Consider the following 15,498-nt stretch of genomic DNA (forward strand, 5'->3'; position numbering starts at 1 on the left):
TTCCATAACAAATCCTTGTCTCTCGACTTGTTTCTGCTTAGCCTGGAAAGGCGAATAATCAGGCTTCCCCCGTTAAGCAAACATTCCTGTTAGTGAAGCCATCCGTTTTAACATATATTGCTATTCGGATTTTGGGCATCGGCACTTTTTGCAACCTTACCCCCAATATATGCCAGAATCGGTTCGATTTCTCTATGTTCCACTAACTTGCTAGGTCTTCCTTCACACACCACCGTTGCCAGTGACGCACTTGACTTTACATTGCTCTTCCCTCCGATCAGGTGAGCGGGCTTTCTTTCAAGCCTCGGAATTGTTTGCATGCAGGGCAAACAAAAATGCGCCCGTTAAAGGCGCATTTTATGAGTTTTATTTAATTACTGCTTAAAAAATAGCATTGATAATTTGATCGCGAATACTTTTGTTTGCCGCTGCAGCAAGTGCTACAGAAACGAATAAACCAATCATCGCGTAAGAGAAATCTTTAAAGATCATCTTACCGGCTTTCTTACGGTGTTTTTTACCTTTTTTAGTTCTTGCCAAACTAATTGCAATTTCCCTCCCACCAATAATTCCAAGGAAAACCCAGGTGGTACTCATTGGTACGGTACTTATAAATAGTTTGTAAATAAGCAGGATTACGTAGGTTAAATCTACTAAGGTGGCTGCACGAATATCAGAAATCCTGGATTTTTCACTCACCACTTCCTGAATTTTATCTCCCCTTAAGTAAAATAATAGTCCCAGGCCACCAAATATTGTTAAGGCAAAGACTATAAATTGGAAAGTGTCCAGGCTTCGCGGAAGGAATACTGCTATATTAGCTCCATCTTGCATTACCCAAACTCCCCACAGTGTACCACTTACAATCCATTGAACTGCCGTCCAGCTGTGATTAAATTTCCTGCTTTTAAAGTATTTTTTTATAAAATTATAAGAAAGATACCATACTAAAAACGATAGTATAAAAGCCATAATATAGCCTGTCCAACTCTTCCAAACTACCGAGGTAATCCCAGAGGTATCGGCACTAAACACACTTAAAATAAGAAAAGTGGTAGAAACCGGCATTTTAAGCCTGGTGAGGATTAATAGCACCAAAGGTGCTATAATTTGAAAGAAACTGAAAGATTCAGGGTGCGGATAAGGTGAGGTTCCATCGGGTTTCAGCAAACGCTGAAAGGTCACATCTCCATCAAAATAAAACCAACTGAAACTTACAACTCCCAAAAAGATGGTACCTACGTAGAGCCATAGAATCCACCAACGTTTGGCTTTATTACTTTCAATAAAAGTTCCCAAAGACTGGATACTATCATTAGCTACCGTTGCATAGGCAGCGAAGAAAAAACCAAGCCACATGGCTGCAGTTTTATTACCGGTAAAAATTCCGGCCATAATAATACCAACTATAACAATTGCAAGGAATGCCTTTTCCTGAACCATAAAGTCCAGAATATTCAAATAGGGACGGGACCGGTCACTCCTTTTAAACTTTTTGCCTTTTGCCATTTAAGTAGCTTTTTTAATAGTTTTGATACTTAGATTTTGGTCTTTACCAAAAGACCCCCTTAAAAATTTGGATACAATATTAGTTAGTTCTATTGTTAATTTTGAATTTCCAATGTTGTGTTATTGTTAAGGAATTTTACCTTACAAACTCCTATAAGCACTTGAATTGAAGCTACCTACCGGCTATTAACTGGCCCAAGATATTATTAATAACAAAAAAAAGCATCAATAAATGATGCTTTTTTTAATTTAAAGATGGCTTTTCTATTAAAAATCGAATTTATAAGTCGCTCCTGCCAGTACTTGTAATCCCTGTACCTGGAAATTTGTCCAACGTTGGTAATCATTATTTAAAAGGTTACTTCCTTTAGCAAATATTGAAAGCCTATCGTTAAACCTATAGCCTAAATGAGCGTTTACATCAAAATAGCTATCCAGGCTAATTGTATTCATAGAAGGCTCTCCTGCTGAAGCAATTCTTTCCTGGTCAAAACGCTCGCCTACGTAAAATAAATTAGCGCCGGTATACCACTTTTCATTAATTTGATAATCGGCATTTAATGAAGCTTTAAAATCTGGAAGGTTCCAGGCTTCAACCTGGTTATCTGTGCTGTAATTAAAATATTCAGCATTAATTCCCAATCTAAAATTTCGGTTTACATCTACATTTAATTCCCCGGCAACCGAAAGGGTTTTTACATCGTCATAAACCACTTCAAAAGAATTTCCGTAGGCATAATTTTCGGTAGTGATATCGTTAGCCCGGGCATTTCGCCTAAACAATGCTTTGTTAAATTGCGACTCATAACCGGTTTTGAAATTATAAGAAATACTATTGCTTAACTTTCCTTTGGCACCAACATAAGCATTATACTCATTATCTGTAGGTTTTATTACCAAGCCCGGAAAAACGTAAGGATTCTCCTGTATAAAACTATAATAAGTGTTTTGTTGCAGGCCACCTTCCAAACCGGCGTAAGGGGTGAAATAATCGCCACCTAATCTATAGCTAGCGGTTACTTTAGGATAGATATAAAAATTACCATCACTATTTTCTACATCCTGACTATAGAAAAATGCAACACCAAGATTTAACGTAAGGTCATCTCTTAAAATTAATAAACTGGGATTTATACCGAAATTCATAAAAGTATAATCATAAGTATCGGTTGCCAGGAATTGTTCTCCCATTTGTCCGTTTACAATATCAGTATAAATATTTGTGGTGATTAGCTCATCGGCAATATTCAGTTCAAAAGTACCGCGGGCATCAAAATGATTTTCTGAAGAAGAATAGGAATCTCCGGTATGCCTAAAAGTACCACGGGCATTATCGAAAAAAGAATCGTAAAGCTCAATTTCGGCTCCTGCATAAGCTGAAAAATAATTCTGTGCAGGATCTATTGAATTTATTTCTTCGTTGCTAAAATTAGCATCTTGCGGTAAACCATACCAGTTAAATAACTGGTGCTGCGCTCCTACTTCGGTTTTCCAACCTAAATTCCTCGTTTTTGAGTTATAACTTAGGTTAAGCTCGGTATCATAAAATTTATCGTCTAGCGCAATCCCGTCAATTCCACCCTGGGACGAATTATGGTCTAAATAAACCCCAAAATTATCGGTGCGGTTCACTTCCAGGTTACTGTAAAATTCAGCTAAAAGGTTGCCATAATTTCCAAATCCAAGACTTGCATAATTATCGTAAACCTTTACCGGGCGTTCTCTTTCTACTGTGGTAGCACGCCCTTTTGCGGGTGTAAAAGTAGAAGCTACAGGCACTGAAAATATACTGTACTGCACCGGTCTTTTTTCTGTACGTACAGAATCTGACTCTTTGGGAGTTTGCTTTATTTTATTTGCATCTTTAACTGTTGGGGTATATGGTTTTACTACGGTTACAGTTTCGCTGTCTATAGGATCCTGAGCAAAAAGAAGCCCACTCATTAAAAACAGACTTAAAAACAGGTTTCTTTTTATTGAAAACATTTGCATATAGAAATTCTTAAATGTTAGATTGAAAGTTGAATTAGTTGTTCGCTTCTACCGAAGAATTGGTTTTTGCTTCTTCTGTCTTTATTCTGGACAATTCCTGCTTAGCTTCCTGAACAATTTCAGGATAATTAGAGAAATTATTGATTACGTTTTCCAGAATATAAGTAGCCTGGTAAGCATCATCCAGCTCGTAGAAGTTATCGGCCATTAAAACCAAGCCTTTAGCGCCCCAGCGTTTATAGCCAGAGAAGTCTTTTGCCAGGATTTGCACCGCTGCGTTAGAAGCTTCGTAATTTCCACTTTCATTTTTAAAGTAAGCATCGTAATATAAAGCTTCAGCAGCTAATTCTCCTTTAGCAGTTTTTTGAACTTCTGAATAAGCATTTTTTGCTTTACTCATATTTCCGGAAGCAAAAGCAGCACGTGCCACTATTACACGCGCATCGTTTCTCGCCTCAGAATCTGACTCTGAATTAGCCAACACCTTATCGGCATAAGTTGCAGCTTTTTCTGGCTGGTCTAATTCAAGATAAGATTTCATAAGGTTAGATTGTGCAAAAATCACATTTTGTTCAGAACTCGCTTCCTTCTCTAATCTTTCTAAATAACTTACCGCTTCCCGGTAATTTTTATTTTCAAGTAAGATTTCAGATAGCCTTGAAAGCGCATCTTCAGTGAATTCATTTTTAGGCTTATTGGCTACAGAACGGTAATTGGCAGCCGCTTTCTGCTTGTTTCCATTTCTAAAATACATTTGTCCTAAATAGAAATTCGCGTTTATAGAATGAATTCCATTTGGGAAACGTTGCAGGTAATTTTCAAAGCCACTAATCGCCCTGTCATATTCATTCTTGAAATATTGATTTTCTGCAGACTCGTAAGTAGTATTATCCAAATCGGCATCAGTCACTTCAACAAAATCTATATTTTGTACCCAGCTGGCATACTCATCGGTTCGGCCAAGATCTACGTAAACCATTCTTGCTGTAGAAACGGCTTGCATAGCTTCAGGTGTATTAGGATAATCGTTTACCACCTTTTTTAATCTTTCTAAAGCACGGTTGCCGTTATCGGCATTATAATGAATAAGCGCCTGTCTAAGCATTGCTTTGGGTACAAATGCACTTTGAGGCACTTCTCTAATTAGCCTGTCGTAAGCAGATAAGGCTTCAGAAATATTATTTGCAGCAACATAAGTATTTCCCAATTCGTACATTGCATCGTCTCTAAAAGAAGAACGAGAATATTGATTTATAAAGCTTTTTAGGTCAGAAATTTTGGTGTCTCTTCTATCAATAAACCCATAGCTCATTGCTTTTTGAAACGCAGCATAATCATTATCGCCGCTTAGCGAAAGTGCTTCATCATAGGCTTCAATGGCCGGCCAATATTGGCTGCTTACAAAATATGTGTCACCCAAACGCAATAAAGCATCATTTCTACGGGCAACATCGCTAGATCCATTCGCTGAATAACGCTTAAAGAATTCAATTGCTCTCGAATATTCATTTTTTTTGAAATATGCATAACCAAGATTATAATCCAGGTTTTCCAGTTCATCGGTGCCTTGTGCAGCATTCATTCCGGAAAACTCCCGATAACCTATTATCGCATCATCAATTCGGTTGATGTTATATTCACTTTCGGCTTTCCAGAAAGTAGCTTTAGCCGTAATTTTTTGATCTCTGGGTTCAGAAAGCGCTTTTTCAAAATTATTAATCGCTCTTTCATAATCACCTTCTTCATATAACTGAAGTCCGTAATAGTAAGCTACTTTTTGATAGGCTTGTTTATCGCTAAAGTTGCGATTGTTTTCCAGCAAGCGCATCGCTTCTTCAAAATTTCCTGAAGTAAGGAAAGAATCTATAAGTAAACTTTCCATGGCTTCCCGGTTTTCAGATTCCGGGTATTTTTCAATATAATTGATTAAAACCTGCGACGGACTTTCATAACTATTCCCAATCTCATAACTGAGTTTTGCATAATTCATATACGCATCCTCCTGGATTTGAGAATTGAAATCCATTTCACTGGCATTTTTAAATGCGTTTAAAGCCTGCTGTTTTTGGTTAGATTCTAAATAAGATTGCGCTAAATGATAATAGGCGTTTTGGGCAATCTCATTTTTTCCATCAATAATTTTATTGAATTCAGAGATTGCTTTTTCGTAATCTCCCTGCTTGTAATAAGCATAACCCAACTGGTAATAATCGGTATTATTCCATTTTCCGCGTTCACCATCATATTCTTTTAAATAAGGCAGCGCCTCTTCATACTGCTCTAAGTTGAAATAACTTTCACCAATAATCTTATTTAATTGCGAACGTTCTATACGATTAGAACTTTGTAATTGTTCTTTAGCCAGTTTTATAGCTTCCTCGAAATTACCCAGTTTAAAGTTCATATCGGCCTGGAAATAAGAAAGGTCTTCACTGTACCTATCGTTACTACGTACCGCTTCAAAATTTTGATTGGCTTCCTCATAATCATCACCCTCGTAGGCCATATAACCAATGTAATATTTTGCCTGCGAACCAAACTCCTGCGAATCCCGAACCCTTTCTAAATATGTGCGGGCCTGGTCGTATTGTTTAGCTCTAAAATAGGCGTAGCCATTATTAAAATAATAGCGTTCCCTTTCTGCCCTGCTCATACTTTTTTCATCAACTTTATCATACCACTTGCGGGCTAGGGAATATTTTCCGGTTTGAAAATAATAATCGGCTACATCCAAATAAGCCGAATTAGTTTTTGTGCTGGTGGGATAACGACTTACAAAGCGCTCCATTAACCGGTCTGCACCGGGCTGGTTTAACCTTACGGCCGCATTGGCAATATAGTAAGCACAATCTCCTTCAATTTTCTCGTCATCGGTTTGCTCTTTTACTTCATCAAACAAGTTTTGGGCAGCCAAAAATTGCTGATTATTATAAAGTTCAAGAGCTTTGTTAAATTCAGCGAGATCGTGGGTATAGTTAGCCGATCGCTGAGAAATTCCTTTAAAAGAGAAGAAAATTAAAACAACAAACAGTAAAATTTTGTTAGGTGTCATTTATTGATTTTTAAGTTGAGTATTCAAAGATAATTTAAACCTTGCTTTATTAACGCCGATATAAAGTGATAATTATGTTAATGTAAAAAAAAGTAAACCCGCGCCTTTTGAAAAATGTATATTTACCGATATTTTTACACTGAAGAAAAGCCTAAAACTTTATGTCTAATACCGTCCTGGAATTAAATAACGCTGCTATTTATCAGCGTGAAAGCCTTATTTTATCTGAAGTAGATGTACACATAAACAAAGGCGATTTTGTTTATCTTATTGGTAAAACCGGAACCGGAAAAAGTAGTTTTATGAAAACACTTTACGGCGATTTACCACTTACCGAAGGTGAGGGAACTATTGTAGACTTTAATTTGCGTACACTTAAGGAAAAAGATATTCCTTTTTTAAGACGAAAACTTGGTGTGGTTTTCCAGGATTTTAAATTGTTAACCGATAGAAATATAAAAGACAATTTACTTTTTGTACTAAAAGCAACCGGCTGGAAAGACCAAAAAGCAATGGATCTTAAAATTGACGAGGTTTTAGATAAAGTAGGAATGAAATCTAAAGGATTTAAATTTCCTTATCAACTCTCTGGCGGAGAGCAGCAACGGGTAGCTATTGCACGTGCTCTTTTAAACGACCCTGAACTTATTCTTGCCGATGAACCTACCGGAAACCTGGACCCGCAAACTTCAGTAGAAGTTATGGAAGTACTTCAGGAAATTAGCAAAAATGGGAACACCATTCTTATGGCCACGCACGATTATGCTTTACTGCTTAAATATCCTTCAAAAACTTTAAAATGCGATGGGCAGCGTGTTTTTGAAGTTGTTCAAAAATCGGTTTAAGGCTGAACTTCATCAGCTTTTACCCTGTGCGGTTTTTTATTGATAAAAAGGTAATAGAAATTTACACAAACAATTACCGCGTTGGTAATAATTACCGGCCAGGAATCTATTAAAACTCCGTAGACAATAAAAAAGACACAACCCAGGCTATTTACAATTCTAAGCTTTATGATATTCTTCATAAAGAAAGAAATCGCTACAAAAAAGGAGGCTAGATAACCTATCCATTCAGTAAGACTAATTCCCAGGAATTCCATATAAAAAAGAAGAGTTTGTTTGAAAATTCTCTTTTAACGTCAACCTGAACTCGTTTCAGGTTCTAAGTTATTAGATGCTGAAACAAGTTCAGCATGACGCCTTTTGAAAATTAGCAAACAAACTCTTTAAAGTTGAGTGATTAAACTATTTTATTTCTCTTACGCTCGTTTTCGGTAAGATAAATTTTACGCAACCTTAAGTGACTTGGAGTAACCTCAACATACTCATCTTTCTGAATATATTCTAAGGCTTCTTCCAAAGAGAACTTAAGTGCAGGTACAATCTTCGCTTTATCATCGGCACCAGAAGAACGGACGTTAGAAAGCTTTTTGGTTTTGGTAATATTTACCGCCATATCATCCTGACGGGAATTTTCACCAATTACCTGACCTTCATAAATTTCTTCTCCCGGATCTACGAAAAACTTCCCTCTATCCTGTAATTTATCAATAGAATAAGGAATTGCTTTTCCGCGTTCCATAGAAATTAAAGAACCGTTTTGACGCTGTGGAATTCCACCTTTTAACGGCTGATATTCTTTAAAACGGTGAGCCATAATTGCTTCACCTGCAGTAGCAGTAAGCAACTGGTTACGCAAACCTATAATTCCTCTGGAAGGAATCATAAACTGAATAATCATACGTTCGCCACGGGTTTCCATGCTTAGCATTTCTCCTTTTCGCATCGTTACCATTTCTACCGCTTTTCCTGAAACTTCTTCAGGTAAATCTATAGTTAGTTCTTCAACCGGTTCACATTTTTCACCATCAATTTCCTTGATAATCACCTGTGGCTGTCCAATTTGAAGCTCGTAACCTTCTCTTCTCATTGTTTCAATAAGTACAGAAAGGTGCATTACCCCACGGCCATAAACCAAAAATTTATCGGCACTATCGGTTTCCTTTACCCTAAGCGCAAGGTTTTTCTCTAATTCTTTGGTAAGTCTTTCCTTAATATGCCTTGAAGTCACAAACTTTCCATCTTTTCCGAAGAAAGGAGAATCGTTAATAGTGAAAAGCATACTCATTGTAGGCTCATCTATAGCGATGGTCTTAAGCCCTTCAGGGTTTTCAATATCAGCAATAGTATCACCAATTTCAAAACCTTCAAGACCAACAATAGCACAAATATCACCTGGTTGAACTTCGTCTACTTTTTTACGGCCTAAACCTTCAAAAATAAAAAGTTCTTTTATTCTTGTCTTTTTTATACTTCCGTCACGCTTCACTAATGAAACCTGCATTCCCTCTTTTAAATGCCCACGTTGTAATCTACCTATAGCGATTCTTCCTGTAAAAGAAGAAAAGTCTAAAGAAGTAATAAGCATTTGAGGAGAACCTTCCTGTACTTTAGGTGATGGAATGTGTTCCAGTACCATATCAAGAAGCGGTTCAATATTATCTGTTTTTACATCTGGATCGTCGCTCATCCAGTTGTTAAGCGCTGAACCGTAAACGGTTGGGAAATCAAGCTGCCATTCTTCAGCACCTAATTCAAACATAAGGTCAAAAACCTTTTCGTGTACCTCATCTGGAGTACAGTTTGGTTTATCTACCTTATTCACTACAACGCAAGGTTTTAAACCAAGGTCTATAGCTTTTTGCAACACAAAACGGGTTTGCGGCATTGGACCTTCAAAGGCATCTACCAATAATAGAACCCCATCGGCCATATTTAATACTCGCTCTACCTCTCCACCAAAATCGGCGTGACCAGGAGTATCAATAATATTGATTTTGGTGTCTTTATAGACTACCGATACGTTTTTAGAAGTAATAGTAATACCACGTTCTCGTTCCTGATCGTTGTTATCCAGGATAAGATCTCCGGTGTTCTGGTTGTCCCTGAACAAACGGCAGTGATACATAATCTTGTCTACCAGGGTAGTTTTACCGTGGTCTACGTGCGCGATAATCGCGATGTTTTTAATAGCTGTCATATAAGCGCCTCATTTTTAAGGCTGCAAATGTACGGCTAATTTTAAAGATACAAGTATCTAAGGCGACTAATTCAAAATAAAAAACATAGAAGCAAATTAACTGATATTCAAAAGGTTAATTTTGAAAATGCAATTTAATAAAATCAGGAAGTAGATTTTAGCTTTTTATAAACGAAAAAACCAAAATAAATAGCCGCAATTGTTCCGAAACCAACACCTAACAAAGGCTCTTCGGGTCTTTGATAGATAAAGAAAATGGTAGCAGCCGTCATTATTAGTGCGTTGATAAGTAAACGCTTAGGGGTATAATAATTACTGAACTGTTCTTTTAATCCTTGCATAGCTAAATTTTTTGCAAAGCTAAGAATTTAAAATTGATCTTTTAATTTTCGTCGGCTGATGGCCCATAAGTGGCCGGCACCGGTATATCAAGTAATCTAAAATAAACGCCCAATTGCGCCCTGTGGTGTGGCAATTGATTAAGAACCATCATTCTAAGAACAGAATATTTAGGCATATCCATTAACACTTTGCCATCCTGCATCATTTTCCAGTTTTTCTCGTATTCACTATCCGGTTTTCTTAAAGCAGCTTCGGCTTCAGAGGTATTATTCTGCAATATTTCAAGAATTTCCTCAATACTATCAAAATCTGGAGATTTATAACCAACCATATCCATTTCGTCCATTTCCATAGTAGCGGTTATCCAACTTGGAATTTCAGCAAGATGATTCGACAATTGCTTTATGCTCATTGATTTTTTATGTGGTCGCCATTCCAATTTATCGGCAGGAATACGTTTCAAAAATTTTTCGGTAAGCACAACTTCGTGTTGTAGTTCAGAAATTAGCAAATGTTGCAGCTCCATATTTTAAAAATTACCACGGGAAATTACAACAAATAGTTCTTACGTATAATGTAGTAAGTAGAAAATTAAACTCGGGAAAACACTTATTTTTTGAATTGTAACACCCGCTTAATTCTGTTATCTTTGCTTTCCTAATTCCCATTTTATGAAACTTGAAAAGATTCCGCAGTTAAAACATATTAATTCTAACAATTTTTTCTTACTAGCCGGGCCCTGTGCAATTGAAGGGGAAGAAATGGCGCTGAGAATAGCTGAAAAAGTAGTTGAAATAACCAATAAACTGGAAATTCCCTACGTTTTTAAAGGATCTTTTAAAAAAGCTAATCGCAGCAGAATTGATAGTTTTACAGGAATGGGAGATGAAAAAGCCTTAAAAATTCTTCGAAAAGTTTCTGAAACTTTTGAGATCCCTACTATAACCGATATTCACGAAATAAGCGACGCAAAAATGGCTGCTGAATATGTAGATATTCTCCAAATCCCAGCATTTTTGGTGCGGCAAACAGACTTAGTAGTTGCCGCCGCAGAAACCGGAAAAGTGGTTAATCTTAAAAAAGGACAATTTATGAGTCCTGAAAGTATGAAACACGCGGTTACCAAAGTAACAGATTGCAATAACGAGCAGGTTATGGTTACCGATCGTGGGACTATGTTTGGTTACCAGGATATGATTGTAGATTTTAGGGGAATTCCCACTATGCGTGAATTTGCTCCTACCGTTTTAGATGTTACTCATTCTCTCCAACAACCCAACCAAAGCAGCGGTGTTACCGGGGGCAGACCAGAAATGATAGAAACTATTGCCCGCGCAGGAATAGTAAATAAAGTAGATGGCCTGTTTATAGAAACTCATTTTGACCCGGCTAACGCTAAAAGTGACGGCGCCAATATGCTAGATCTTAATTACCTAGAGAAATTACTAGGTAATTTAGTTGCAATAAGAAAAACGGTAAATAGCTTATAAAAATTTCTTTAAGTCCAAGGTGGATGTCGTTCTACTTACCACATATTTTATCAAAACACCCGGTCATATGTCTTGGGTGTGATTGTTATTGCACTACCCTATTTAATAAAATTATCAAAATTTAAGGTTGTTTTTCTTCAGTTGCAATCTTTTATATTTTAAAGCTGCTGGAGGGCATTTATTGTCCATAGCTTTAATTATCTCCTGCTAGTAAACAAAACCTATAGCTCTCTTAACAGCTGTTATATTTAATTAAATAAAAGTTAATCTAATTCATTATTAAGAGTTTCCGTTTTAAATTAAGTTAATTTGAAATTCAACCAACCTAAACCTTAATGCAAAAACAACCTATTTCGAAAGGTGTATTTACCTGGAAATTCTGTTTAGCTATTTTCTGTATATTTTTAGTAGCTCCTTTAACTGCGCAGGAAGAACCAGAAGTATCTGTTGGTGGTGCGCTTCGTTATAATTACAACCTTTCTTCCTGGAAAGACGGACAAAAAAACCGTGGTGGTGATTTTGGTTACGATATTTTTAGAGTAAACTTCAATGCAAAATATAAAGAGGTTTACTTAAATGCTGAATATAGATTATATTCTGACGCTTTTGGCGGTGGCGTAATGAAGCAAGGCTGGATGGGATATAAATTTAATGATATAGACGAAATTCAAATTGGCCTTACCCAGGTTCCATTTGGTATTCAGCAATATAATTCCCACAACTGGTTCTTTAATTTAACCTATTATATGGGGCTGGAAGACGATCACGATATGGGCATAAAATATATTCACGCCGGGGAGAAATATGAATATCACTTTGCTTTCTTTAAAAATTCGGAAGAATTGCGATTTGGCAGTGATACCGAATCTTCTACCAGTAGATATTCTTATGACGTTGTAGGCAGAAACAAAGAAATAAATCAATTTAACGGGAAATTTGTTTATAAATTTGGGGATAAGGCTGCTAATAGATTAGGCGTTTCGGCACAATATGGCGGCCTATATAATTTAGACACTCAGGAAACCGGAAACCATTACGGTTTGGCCGCGCATTACGAAATCACTCAAAATCGTTGGAATTTAAAAGCCCAGGCTTTAACCGCTTCGCATAATCCAATTAATGCCGAAGGAGAAAGCAGGGAAGCTTTAAGTTTTGGTGCTTATGGCGCACCTTATGAAGTTGCTGCCGACTTTAATTTATATTCCCTGGCAATTTCAAGAAATATCCCTGTAAACCTGGGGCCCGTTTCTAATTTGGAATTCTATAACGATTTTGGTTATATGCAAAAACATAAGAGCAATTTTACTGATTCTTATATGAACGTTACAGGAGTACTGGTTACCGCCGGGCATGTTTATACTTATATAGATTACGCCGCCGGTTATAATCACTCCTGGTTGGGAGGTAATTTTGTAGACGATTTTGCAGTCGGTAACCCTGATGCAAAATGGGAAGCAAGATTCAACATCAACATAGGCTACTATTTTTAATTTAATTTCTGAAAACCACTTATATGGCAAAGAAAGTTACCAGAAGCGATGAGAAAAAGTCAATTTTTGGATTAGAAGTAAACGGTCCCGTTTTCTTTATTTCATCCTTTATAATTATTGTAAGCATCGCTCTTACCCTCATTTTTGAAAAACAGGCAGAAACTATTTTTGCAGATATTCAAACCGCGGTTGCCAATAATGCCGACTGGTTTTTTATCATGTGTGTAAATATATTCCTGGTTTTCCTGGTCTACCTGGCCCTCGGGCAATTTGGGAATATGCGCATAGGTGGCCAAAATGCCAAACCCGAATTTAAAACCCTCTCATGGTTTGCCATGCTGTTTAGCGCAGGGATGGGAATTGGGCTGTTATTCTTTAGTGTGGGCGAACCTGTAATGCATTTTACAGCACCTCCAACCGGTGAACCAGGAACTGCAGCTGCCGCGCAGGAAGCTATGAATTTCACATTTTTACATTGGGGTTTTCACGCCTGGGGAGTGTATGCCTTAGTTGGCCTGGCACTTGCTTATTTCACCTACACTCGAGGTTTGCCACTAACTATACGTTCTATTTTTTATCCTTTCTTGGGAGATAAAATCTATGGAAAAATTGGAGATGCAATAGATATTTTTGCGGTTCTAGCTACTTTATTTGGCTTAGCTACATCGCTGGGGTTCGGGGTTCAGCAAATTGCCTCTGGTTTAGATCACGTTTTCAATATTCCCAGCGGAATTACTACACAAGTATTATTGATTGCTGGAATTACGCTTATTGCCACAATTTCAGTAGTTCTTGGGGTAGATAAAGGCGTTAAATTTCTTAGTGAATGGAATATGCGGGTTGCCTTGCTTTTGCTTGGCCTGGCTTTAGTGCTTGGTCCTACCGTTTTTATTTTTAGATCTTTTGTTGAAAATACCGGAAGTTATCTTTTCAATTTTATTGAAATTTCTACCTGGAGTGAAACTTTCACTAATAGCTCCTGGCAAAACGACTGGACTGTGTTTTACTGGGGCTGGTGGATTGGCTGGTCGCCATTTGTTGGGATGTTTATCGCCCGTATTTCTAAAGGACGAACCATTAGAGAATTTGTGTTAGGTGTATTATTAGTACCTTCTTTAGTAACTTTCTTCTGGCTTTCAGCCTTTGGTAGTGTTTCAATCCAGGAAGCGCTTGGTGGGGATATGAGTATAATAGACGCCGTTAACGATGATATTGCCACTGCCCTATTTGTTTTCTTTGAAGATTACCCGCTTTCTATGGTAATAAATGTAGTAGCAGTAATTTTAATTGCCGGCTTTTTTATTACCTCATCAGATTCTGGATCTTTGGTAATTGATAGTTTAACTTCTGGAGGAAAAATAGATGCACCAAAAGGTCAGCGAATCTTTTGGGCAGTTACCGAAGGAACTGTAGCCGCAGTTTTATTAATTGGTGGCGGGCTACAAGCGCTCCAAACCGCAACCATAGTTACGGGATTACCCTTTGCTGTTATTCTGCTTATTATGTGCTACTCTCTCTACAAAGGTTTAAAAGAAGACCTGGTAGAAATGCAGGATAAAAAAGAACAAAAGGAGATGGAAAATTATGAAGATATCGTGAATGATATTGTTAAGAAAAGAAACCTCGGGAAAAACAATAACCAAAACTAAAAAACAGGCATTATGGAAAAATTCACCAACATTCTGGTTGCCTTAGACCTTTCAGACATTGATAATTCAGTTATAAAATATGCTTCATTCCTATCGGAGACGCTAAAGATTAAAAAAGTATATTTTGTTCATAATATTAAGAAATATGAGATTTCTTCGCTTTTTGATGAACAAATGAAAGATGTAAATCTTGATGAGATAATTGGCGACGAACTCAATGAAAAAGTAGAAACCCATTTTAATAGTAAGGCAGAATGGGAAGTTCTTATTTCGGAAGACCCTTATACCGAATCTTTGATAAATTATATCGCCAATAAATATTATATAGACCTGGTGATGGTTGGAAACAAGAACAGAAAAAAAGGAACCGGAATTGTAAGCAATAAATTGCTGCGTCTTTTAAAATGTGATATTCTCTCTGTTCCACGAGACTTTCATCCAGAAATAAAAACAATTTGGGCAGGAACCGATTTTTCCCGTGAATCCCGAAAAATATTTCCAATAGCTCAAATGCTTCAAAAGGCTACTTCGGCTCCTGTAACTGCCGCACATGTATATTCGGTACCGGTGCAATTTTCACCTTATGTTCCTAAAGAAGCAATGGCCCCGAAAATTGAAAAACACGCCAGGGAAAAAGGAGATAAATTTCTTATCAAATTAGATTACCAGGGCGAAGTGACTCCCTTAATTATTCCCGGCAGGGACGCCAGTGTGGCCAGCAATTTATTGGAATGTGCAAAGAAAAATAACGTTGATATTTTAATTGTGGCAGATAAAGGTGCGAATAATATTTCCAGCCTATTAGTGGGAAGTGTAACCGAAGAATTATTCGGGAAAAACCCCGAAGTACCGTTATGGATTTCTAAATAGTTCTAATAAAATTCGTCATCCTGTAACCTGGTTTAGGATGACGAATTTTTACGGATAGATTA

Annotated in this window: 12 protein-coding genes; 5 read left to right on the top strand and 7 right to left on the bottom strand. The window is 37.1% G+C overall.

Annotated elements, in window-relative coordinates; genetic code table 11:
• Positions 1 to 381: 381 nt before the first annotated feature.
• The 3 genes from BM084_RS12305 to BM084_RS12315 form a co-directional block, all read right to left on the bottom strand.
• The gene (locus BM084_RS12305) at positions 382 to 1,509 is read right to left on the bottom strand and encodes a hypothetical protein (RefSeq protein WP_075327629.1); all 1,128 of its coding nucleotides are present in this window, start codon (positions 1,507 to 1,509) and stop codon (positions 382 to 384) included.
• 267 nt (positions 1,510 to 1,776) lie between these two features.
• Positions 1,777 to 3,453, bottom strand: a complete 1,677-nt coding sequence (locus tag BM084_RS12310) for a TonB-dependent receptor domain-containing protein (protein WP_243870528.1) — start codon at positions 3,451 to 3,453, stop codon at positions 1,777 to 1,779.
• An 82-nt stretch (positions 3,454 to 3,535) separates the two neighbouring features.
• The gene (locus tag BM084_RS12315) at positions 3,536 to 6,553 is read right to left on the bottom strand and encodes a tetratricopeptide repeat protein (protein ID WP_093305070.1); all 3,018 of its coding nucleotides are present in this window, start codon (positions 6,551 to 6,553) and stop codon (positions 3,536 to 3,538) included.
• Between the two features lie 161 nt (positions 6,554 to 6,714).
• Here BM084_RS12315 and BM084_RS12320 point away from each other — a divergent pair, with 161 nt between their 5' ends.
• Positions 6,715 to 7,398, top strand: coding sequence for a cell division ATP-binding protein FtsE (locus BM084_RS12320; RefSeq protein WP_075327632.1), 684 nt, complete (start codon positions 6,715 to 6,717; stop codon positions 7,396 to 7,398).
• Here the strand turns inward: BM084_RS12320 and BM084_RS12325 are convergent.
• The 4 genes from BM084_RS12325 to BM084_RS12340 all read right to left on the bottom strand — a co-directional run bounded on the left by BM084_RS12325 (position 7,395) and on the right by BM084_RS12340 (position 10,463).
• Positions 7,395 to 7,655: a YgjV family protein gene (locus tag BM084_RS12325; RefSeq protein ID WP_075327633.1), complete on the bottom strand. Its 261-nt coding sequence runs from the start codon at positions 7,653 to 7,655 to the stop codon at positions 7,395 to 7,397. The two genes, BM084_RS12320 and BM084_RS12325, sit on opposite strands and share 4 nt — an antisense overlap.
• 140 nt (positions 7,656 to 7,795) lie before the next feature.
• Positions 7,796 to 9,595, bottom strand: coding sequence for a translational GTPase TypA (gene typA, locus BM084_RS12330; protein WP_075327634.1), 1,800 nt, complete (start codon positions 9,593 to 9,595; stop codon positions 7,796 to 7,798).
• Positions 9,596 to 9,738: 143 nt separating this feature from the next.
• Positions 9,739 to 9,936, bottom strand: a complete 198-nt coding sequence (locus tag BM084_RS12335; RefSeq protein WP_093305072.1) for a hypothetical protein — start codon at positions 9,934 to 9,936, stop codon at positions 9,739 to 9,741.
• Positions 9,937 to 9,977: 41 nt separating this feature from the next.
• Positions 9,978 to 10,463 carry a DinB family protein gene (locus BM084_RS12340; RefSeq protein ID WP_075327636.1) on the bottom strand — a complete coding sequence of 162 codons (486 nt, stop codon included), beginning with the start codon at positions 10,461 to 10,463 and terminating at the stop codon, positions 9,978 to 9,980.
• Positions 10,464 to 10,608: 145 nt separating this feature from the next.
• Here BM084_RS12340 and kdsA point away from each other — a divergent pair, with 145 nt between their 5' ends.
• The 4 genes from kdsA (at position 10,609) to BM084_RS12360 (ending at position 15,436) form a co-directional block, all read left to right on the top strand.
• Complete coding sequence (gene kdsA / locus BM084_RS12345; protein WP_093305074.1) at positions 10,609 to 11,427, top strand: 3-deoxy-8-phosphooctulonate synthase; 819 nt, start codon at positions 10,609 to 10,611, stop codon at positions 11,425 to 11,427.
• Between the two features lie 335 nt (positions 11,428 to 11,762).
• Positions 11,763 to 12,917, top strand: a complete 1,155-nt coding sequence (locus BM084_RS12350) for a hypothetical protein (protein WP_245764370.1) — start codon at positions 11,763 to 11,765, stop codon at positions 12,915 to 12,917.
• Positions 12,918 to 12,940: 23 nt separating this feature from the next.
• Positions 12,941 to 14,566 (top strand): BCCT family transporter, encoded by a 1,626-nt coding sequence (locus BM084_RS12355; RefSeq protein ID WP_093305076.1) that lies wholly within the window; start codon positions 12,941 to 12,943, stop codon positions 14,564 to 14,566.
• Between the two features lie 12 nt (positions 14,567 to 14,578).
• Positions 14,579 to 15,436 carry a universal stress protein gene (locus tag BM084_RS12360; RefSeq protein ID WP_075327639.1) on the top strand — a complete coding sequence of 286 codons (858 nt, stop codon included), beginning with the start codon at positions 14,579 to 14,581 and terminating at the stop codon, positions 15,434 to 15,436.
• Positions 15,437 to 15,498 lie beyond the last annotated feature (62 nt).

It is taken from the genome of Salegentibacter agarivorans, from assembly GCF_900113135.1.
In the GTDB taxonomy this organism is placed as follows: domain Bacteria; phylum Bacteroidota; class Bacteroidia; order Flavobacteriales; family Flavobacteriaceae; genus Salegentibacter; species Salegentibacter agarivorans.

Coding starts and splice junctions, on each gene's coding strand:
- BM084_RS12305 (WP_075327629.1), bottom strand. CDS start 1,509: ATGGCAAAAGGCAAAAAGTTTAAAAGGAGTGACCGGTCCCGTCCCTAT.
- BM084_RS12310 (WP_243870528.1), bottom strand. CDS start 3,453: ATGAGTGGGCTTCTTTTTGCTCAGGATCCTATAGACAGCGAAACTGTA.
- BM084_RS12315 (WP_093305070.1), bottom strand. CDS start 6,553: ATGACACCTAACAAAATTTTACTGTTTGTTGTTTTAATTTTCTTCTCT.
- BM084_RS12320 (WP_075327632.1), top strand. CDS start 6,715: ATGTCTAATACCGTCCTGGAATTAAATAACGCTGCTATTTATCAGCGT.
- BM084_RS12325 (WP_075327633.1), bottom strand. CDS start 7,655: ATGGAATTCCTGGGAATTAGTCTTACTGAATGGATAGGTTATCTAGCC.
- typA (WP_075327634.1), bottom strand. CDS start 9,595: ATGACAGCTATTAAAAACATCGCGATTATCGCGCACGTAGACCACGGT.
- BM084_RS12335 (WP_093305072.1), bottom strand. CDS start 9,936: ATGCAAGGATTAAAAGAACAGTTCAGTAATTATTATACCCCTAAGCGT.
- BM084_RS12340 (WP_075327636.1), bottom strand. CDS start 10,463: ATGGAGCTGCAACATTTGCTAATTTCTGAACTACAACACGAAGTTGTG.
- kdsA (WP_093305074.1), top strand. CDS start 10,609: ATGAAACTTGAAAAGATTCCGCAGTTAAAACATATTAATTCTAACAAT.
- BM084_RS12350 (WP_245764370.1), top strand. CDS start 11,763: ATGCAAAAACAACCTATTTCGAAAGGTGTATTTACCTGGAAATTCTGT.
- BM084_RS12355 (WP_093305076.1), top strand. CDS start 12,941: ATGGCAAAGAAAGTTACCAGAAGCGATGAGAAAAAGTCAATTTTTGGA.
- BM084_RS12360 (WP_075327639.1), top strand. CDS start 14,579: ATGGAAAAATTCACCAACATTCTGGTTGCCTTAGACCTTTCAGACATT.